This is a genomic window from Deltaproteobacteria bacterium (assembly GCA_018668695.1).
In the GTDB taxonomy this organism is placed as follows: Bacteria; Myxococcota; XYA12-FULL-58-9; order XYA12-FULL-58-9; family JABJBS01; genus JABJBS01.
Map to the genome: position 1 here is coordinate 1 of JABJBS010000236.1, position 7,083 is coordinate 7,083.

Below are 7,083 nucleotides of genomic sequence, written 5' to 3' on the forward strand. Positions count from 1 at the left end.
GACATCTGGGCGAAGTACCATTTGCCGGGCCCATTGGCTCCATCCACAGACATTGGGGCAACGGTCTACGCACTTGAAGTTCGCGTGGATGAAGATACCGGCGAAGCTTACCTGTGGCCTGAAGTAGATTTGTCTGGGCTTTTGCCGGGTGCAGCGGAAGCTGTCGGGCTTGGTGACACCGTTCGAAGAAAAATTGGCGACAAGCTTGGTGAGGCCCTGGTGGGCTCTTCGCCTTTCCCGGCCGATGTTGAAAGTTTCTTAAATAAACTCTCCGCCAATGTAACTGTGCTTAGAGATCCCATCATTGTTGATCCCAGCGCGTCGGTAGAAACAGCGCCGGAGAACACTGCGCCTCAAGATGGACCCAATGCGAGCACACCGGGTGAGCTGGATGCGCTTTTAGCGAAGATAGATTTTGCCAGCACGGACATCACGGTACGCAACGCCTCATTTTCGGACAATACCTTAAGCTTGGGTGACGGGCAGAGCATTCAATTTGCACCGGGCTCGCAAATCTCGGTGGAAGGAAATCCCAACGACCTCACCATTCGAGGCCATGCGAACTTAGGGCAAACAATACTCGGTAACGATGATTTGGGTGTGAATATCGGAGATGGAGATGCGGATGTTTTGGTTCGAGTTTATCGCGACGAAAACGGTGATGCACATTTTGAACTGGCCATCGATAACCTCGATGCCTCGGATGTGAGTCTGCGTGCAGCGGTGGGAAGTCTTCGAAGCGATGTTTCGGTGGACTCTGTACAAGGCGGTCAAGTTCGCATCGCTTACCACCCGGGTGAAGATCCCGTTTTTGAACTCGACCTACCGAAGGTTGAAGCCACTTTGAATGCCAATGGCAGCGTGTGCATCGATGACCATGGTGGCAGCATTGCACTCGGCGGTAAATTAAGTGGAAGCATTGGCATCAAGGATGGCAAGCTAAGCGGCACCGTGGACGACTTAGACCTCACAGCCGATGGCAGCGGCGCAACGTCCGGCACCGCGCTTGGGAATCAAGGCGTGCATATGAGTATGTCGCTTCAGGGTTCTGGTAGCTTTGAAACCGATGAAAACGGTGAAATTCATTTTGCGTCGAGAAGTGGGGAGAACTCTCTAAAGCTCAACACCCAAATGCAGGCAGCAGATGGTAGCATTCTCAATATCGATAATGGCAGTGTGGCAACGGTTTCAGTAGGACTGGAGAATACAGATATTGCAGTGACCGGTTTGCGGGGAGGGTTGAGCGGTTTAATACATTTGCCCATCCCGGATGAGAATAAGCCGCCGGCTTTGATCGATATTCGCAGCGCTCAGGTAAGCGGTGGAAGTTTACAAATTGGCGCCGGTACCATCAGCACGCCAGACAAGCTTGTGATTGAAAACCTTAATGCATCAGTTGTTGGGCTGGACCCAATTACGAATAAAGAAACAGATATCGAATTTAAGCAGATTGATATTGAGGGGCGGGCATCGCTAAGCCTTGGAAAAGATGGGGCACTTGATTTAGTGAGCGATGGTGAAACACCTTTGAGTGCACGGGCTCAGATAGGTAAATGCCGGTTCACAACTTTCAGCCCTCAGTTCAATCTTGAAATGAGACCCAACGCTCAAATTTCATCGCAGCTTCATCATTTAAGTTTCCGTCCTGAGGAGAATGACAGTAGCAGTGTAAGCGCACAGTTCACCAACACGGTGATGGATGCCGAACTTGCGGATGGCAGCGTGACCGTGGGGTCTGAGGGGGATGCACTGAGGCGACTCAATCTAAAAGAGGGCACCCGGGTGCAAGCTACTCTTGGTGATTTTGGAATTCATACCGGAGGTTTCGCAACAAGCAGCGACGGTGTGGATATGCATCTTAACGAGCAGCCCACTGATATTGTGCTCTCAGGTCAACTGCGCCTGGAGGGAGACTTAGCTGCGGCGCAAGATATTGCACCGGAAGCTGTAGCGGCTGGCCGAGAAGCCATGCGCGAGCGCGATTTTGATGACAATGCGATTGTGGTGGAGGAGCTTGGGAGCGATGGCCAGGTCCGCGTAATATTGGGAGTCCACGCCGACCGCGGTGAGAGTTTTGTGGCTAGAAGCCATACAAGCATTGAGGGTTCGTTTAATACCACGCTTCGAACGACCATCGATCCTGCGGCACTTTATAAAAAGGCATTATCAGAACCATAGATGAGGTTTTAGAAGTGCCGGGTGGCAAGGGGAAGGCGACTCAAGTTTTCTTCAAGATACCGAGTACTCAAGTACCTTGAAGAAACTCGTTTCGGTTATTGGTTCGCTTCTGCTTTTCGCAGAGCTTTATCTGCCTCCACTGCTTTGTGGAAAGACGACTTATCAGCAAAGCTTACGATGCTACCATCGGTCTTCTGGAAGACATAGGCGTGACCTTCCGCGGTCTCATCGCTAAGTGATGCAAAAAGTAATGCCGCTTCTTGTTGCCAAAGTTCTGTCTCAACATCGCTGATGCTCTTGCCACCTTGGCGAAGCAGATAGCCCTTACTTAGAGCCATCACATTGTACGCCGCGCCGCCGCGGTTATCGCTTGTTACAGGAGCTGCAGTCCAGTGGTCCTGACGGAAAGCGAAGTCGGGCATTGGGTCCAGAGCGCAGGTATCAACAATCTTACCTTGCTCGTTGAACTTAATAATAAACTTTTGGTTCTGGTCTTCCGGTCCGCCCATGGTGGAGTAAAGAAGGTTGAACGTTCGGTATGTATAGTCATGGCCGTTTTCAGTGACGGTCGTTTCTGTGAGAAGGTCTAATTTCTCGCGGTCCACGGGGTAGTTCCATACCGGCGCATCAGGTGATGTGTCGTAAGTTTTAGGAAGCCCTGGGTTGTCCATGAAGTAATCAAAGATGACTTCAACAGAGTCGTATTCCGTTTCTGTGGTGTGCTCGAGTCCGCTTACGGCCGATGTTTCAGAGCGGCTTACTTCTTCACGCTTGTAACCGTTTTCTTCATTCACCTTTTGGGTGATGGAGTAGTACTCTTTGGTCTTGGCATTGTAATACTGCTCAAGAATCTCTCCGCCTTGTGCACCTGGATTGCGACGAGCAATCTTCTCAGTGACTTTAACAAACTTGTCTTCAGTTGGGTCAAGCTTCACGCTGCCTGTGCGCTCGGTTGGGTTACCTTGTGCATCAAATGTGACGTACTTGGTTGAGAGCTTCATCGTGCAACCGGCAACATCAATGGTGATCTGGTCATCTTTTTGAGCGTTGGTCTTTAGGTGCATTGGGTTCTTAGCAAAACCGCCGTCTTCGTTTTCAACGTTCTCACGGAAAATGGCTTTGGGGTCTTGGCTCTTACCAGAGGCATCGGTGAGGGAAATCACTTCTGCGTCGATATTGAATGAGCGTCCACCATCTAGCTTAATGTTTAGCTCGTGAAGGCCGTTGTTACGTGTACCTACAAAGCTAGTAGAGTCGACACCAGTTGCTCGGCCAGTACTTAGAGAGTTCCAGGCAGGGCGACCTTCGTGGTCAGATGTGAATGCGCCTGCGATATCCCACGCGTCTGCGGCTGTATAATTTACGAGTGCTTTGCTGCTGTCTACGCCTCGGTCTGCTCGGTAAAAGCTAACAGCTTTTTGAGGATCGATGGCCATGGCATTCAAGGGTGCTTCGTTGTGGCAATGTCCCCACCATCCAACATTGGTAGGCGCAACGTTGATGCTGCCATTACTTCCCCAGTCAAAGGAGATATTCTTACGAGCCTTTTCGCCGGCTTGAAATTTTCGAAGTGTGAATGATTCAGCATCTTTTTTCGTAAGTCGCCGAGTTGTTAAGTGGTCATTAAGTTCAGCTGGGATTGCCTTGCCGGTAAGACCGCGGGCAAATACTTCTGCCTCAGAGTCACCTTTGCCCATGAAGTCTACACGCAGCGTCTTGCTGGCATTGGTATCACGGTAGACTTGAAGACCCGCGTATTGTGCGAACTCTTCAGGCAGTCCTGCTTTATTAATTGTAATAAGTTCGTAGTGAGGGCTGAAGGTCGTGCTGTCTTCAGTTTGGGATAGGCGATGCCCTGAACCAACGGTGAAGTTTGGACTGTATACCAGGCTCATCTTCACAGATGATTCGAAATTTCGCTCATTGACTTCACGCTTCCAGGAGTCGTTGTGCGTTTTACGACGATAGATATCGTTCAACCGGTTTTTGATCTGATGGTAACCAGCGCTTCCGACTTCTTCTTGCTCGAGCATCTTCTCAAGAGGCGCCGCGTAGTTGGACCAGTAGGGCCAGTAGTTGGTGTGGCTTCCCACTTCCATTTGGTAATCGATTCCAGTTGCCATCTTGATGGATACGCCTTCGGCAATACCACGGGCCCGGGCTTTATCGGTACCGCTGATACCTGTTGCCTCGACAGCCGTTGAGCGAAGAGCAGCTAGAAACGACTTACGCCGGATGTTGGCGACGCCGTATTTCAAGTTGGCAGAATCGCTGCCAATGTCGTCTGCGGAAAAGTAGTCGGCTTCAGCCGCGAGAATTGTATCAATCGCAGTTTGAAATTCAGCAGGTGTGGTGACTGCTTTAAATGCAGCTTTGTTTTCGCTGACGATATCGCGTGCGGCCTTGGGGTCTTCGAAAGTTCGAGTATCGAGAACAAGTGCAGGCCAATCACGACCTGAAGCTGTGGTGGAGAATTTTACATCTGCTCCAGGTGTTTTGACGCTCCAGTCACTGTAGGTGCCGAGGTCTTTTCCTGTTCCCATCATGCGGTTGAACTTCACCATGAGTGATTCAATGGTGGGTGCTTCTACGCTTGTGGACAAACCGGTTAAAGGAGCAGTGCCTTCGCCGGTGATGAATGTACGTGCACGTTCAACAATGGCCGGTTCGAAATGGAGGGCATCAACGTCGATTCCTGCAGCGACAAGATAGTCACGTGGCTGAGCTAGGCTTGCACGCTCAACGTCGCTTAGGTTGTTGTTCACACTCAGAGCTGCTGTTGCAATGCGCTCATAGGCGGCGGCGGTGAAGACGCCGTCGTTGTTGGTGATGGCATCGCGGGCCGCTTCGGTCATTGCTCGTGTGATTCGACCAGCATTGGCGGTTTCTGTGATGCTTGGCATGGCTCTCTCCTGAGTTAAACAGTCGTTTGTGGTGTCAGAAGAGTTATCGGGGAAATCGGTGGGTCGTTGCGTGAAAAGAAGACATACCTTCCGCAAGATATTAGATTTTACTAAATTTTAAATGATTTCAAAGTCTTGCAAGGATCTAGTTCTTGGGTCTAAGGCCATTTTTTAAGGTCTGGACGATGTCGGCTTCGCTCTCGGCGGCCCGGATTTGGTCTAAAATCGACGTTTCCAAGATAAGCTTGGATATTTTAGCCAATAAAACCAAGTGAAGTTGGCGGTCTGTGGGTGGTCCAAGGGTGGCAAAAACGAGGTCCACCGGCTGGTTATCGGGGGCGTCGTATTCCAATGGATTATCAAGGCGTTGGAGCATCAGGTAGGTGCGGTCCAATGTTGGGAGCGTGGCGTGAGGCATACCAACCCCGTGGCACACACCGGTGTTTTGGGCAGCTTCCCGTTCGATTAAGGCCGTGGAGATATCATCCACAGCAATACCCGGCTGATACTTTGAAAATTGCTGGGCAAAGTTACTGAAAAGTTCAACTTTGTTCGAGACTTGCTTATGAATCGCCACAAGCTCAGGCTGGACGTAGTCGTCTAGCTCGATGACTGGGAGAGGTTGCGGGGCAACCCGGGGTCCAACCCTAGGTGATTTGAGTAATAAGGCCGAACAAATACACCGGTCGACCAGCATATCTTCACTGGACTTAAGAAAGATGTTGCGGATGGTGTTGTGTGGGCGGGCACCTACAACCATGAGGTCGTAGCCCTTGGATGCGTTGCTGATGGTCTCCACTTCGGTGTTGCCGCGAAGAAGAAGGCTGTCACTGGGGGAATCACACAAGCCACGGATATTTTGGAGGTAGTCGATGCTTTGCTGAGACTCCACATGAGAGGCATCGGTTCGGATAAAGCGCGTAAATGTGATGGTGGCCCGGTAGTATTGAGAAAGGTTGTGTGCAGCTTCCGCAACCACAGAGTCCATAGGGCTTGGATCGGTGACGACCAAAATTCTTCGGATGTATCGAATACCGGCATCTTTAAAGAGCGCGAGGTCATTGGGCAAATGGTTGTAGAGCCAGCCCAAGGGATTGATGAATCGGTAGGGCTTGGAGCTCATGACGAGCCATTCACAATGCAATCGGCTGGATAGATTATGTACGGTTGCGACCATGTCGTGGGAGACCATGGCATCAAAGCGTACATCGACTTTTGCCATTTCGCGCATTCCCAAAACGCGCCGCCGCATCGAGATGATTTGAGGATCTTCATCCAGCATTTCATCAAGCGCGAGTTGGTCGGGGATATCGGTAATATGAATGACTTCTACACGCTTACGACCCGTTAGAGCAGTACCCATCTGAGTGAGCATTTCAACACTTCGCTCTTGCCCAATCAGGGCCACACATGCAGCTGCACTTTGCGGAATGATGGCTTCGACTTCGTGTGCATGCTCCGGAAGCGGTGCAGCCAGGTCAAATCTACGACCCATCTTTCGAAGCATTCCCAGATTTTTCGTATGTCTGCGCCCGTAGGCGAAATAGACGACCAAACCGATGGTAAACACGCTGACTACGCAGAGGACCGAAGGCAAACCCATGGCAACCAAAAGTCCCAGGCACATGGTGGACGCGGCAATCTGCATCCAGGGAAAGAATGGTGCCCTGTAGCTTGGTTTGTACCACTGCGGTGCCGATGTTCTCAGAATAATGAGTGAGATTTCGTTGGCCATAAAAGCAAGAATCTTAAAAGCACTCGCCAGCTTGATGATGCTCTCAATATCGACTCCGATAATGAATACAGCCATAACCAATGATGTGAAGATGATGCACCAAGTGGGTGTGTGGGACTTGCGGCTTACGGTTGCAAAGGCTGCTGGAAGAAGTGAGTCGCGGCTCATGGCGAAAGGAAATCGAGAGGAAGCAAGTAATCCAGAGTTTGCCATTGCAATCATTGTTAAGATAGCGATGACCGCTGCAATGATGCCGACAACCGGACC

General features: G+C 50.8%; 3 protein-coding genes. 1 reads left to right on the forward strand and 2 read right to left on the reverse strand.

The features are described from left to right. Window positions 1-2,178 (forward strand): hypothetical protein (locus HOK28_12715; protein MBT6433954.1); only part of this gene is annotated, 2,178 nt, incomplete at its 5' end. A 95-nt stretch (window positions 2,179-2,273) separates the two neighbouring features. On the opposite strand, the gene HOK28_12720 is transcribed toward HOK28_12715, so the two are convergent. Both HOK28_12720 and HOK28_12725 read right to left on the reverse strand, forming a co-directional pair. Next, window positions 2,274-5,081 (reverse strand): hypothetical protein, encoded by a 2,808-nt coding sequence (locus HOK28_12720; protein MBT6433955.1) that lies wholly within the window; start codon window positions 5,079-5,081, stop codon window positions 2,274-2,276. A gap of 145 nt (window positions 5,082-5,226) precedes the next feature. Beyond that, window positions 5,227-7,083 (reverse strand): amino acid permease (locus tag HOK28_12725; GenBank protein ID MBT6433956.1); only part of this gene is annotated, 1,857 nt, incomplete at its 5' end.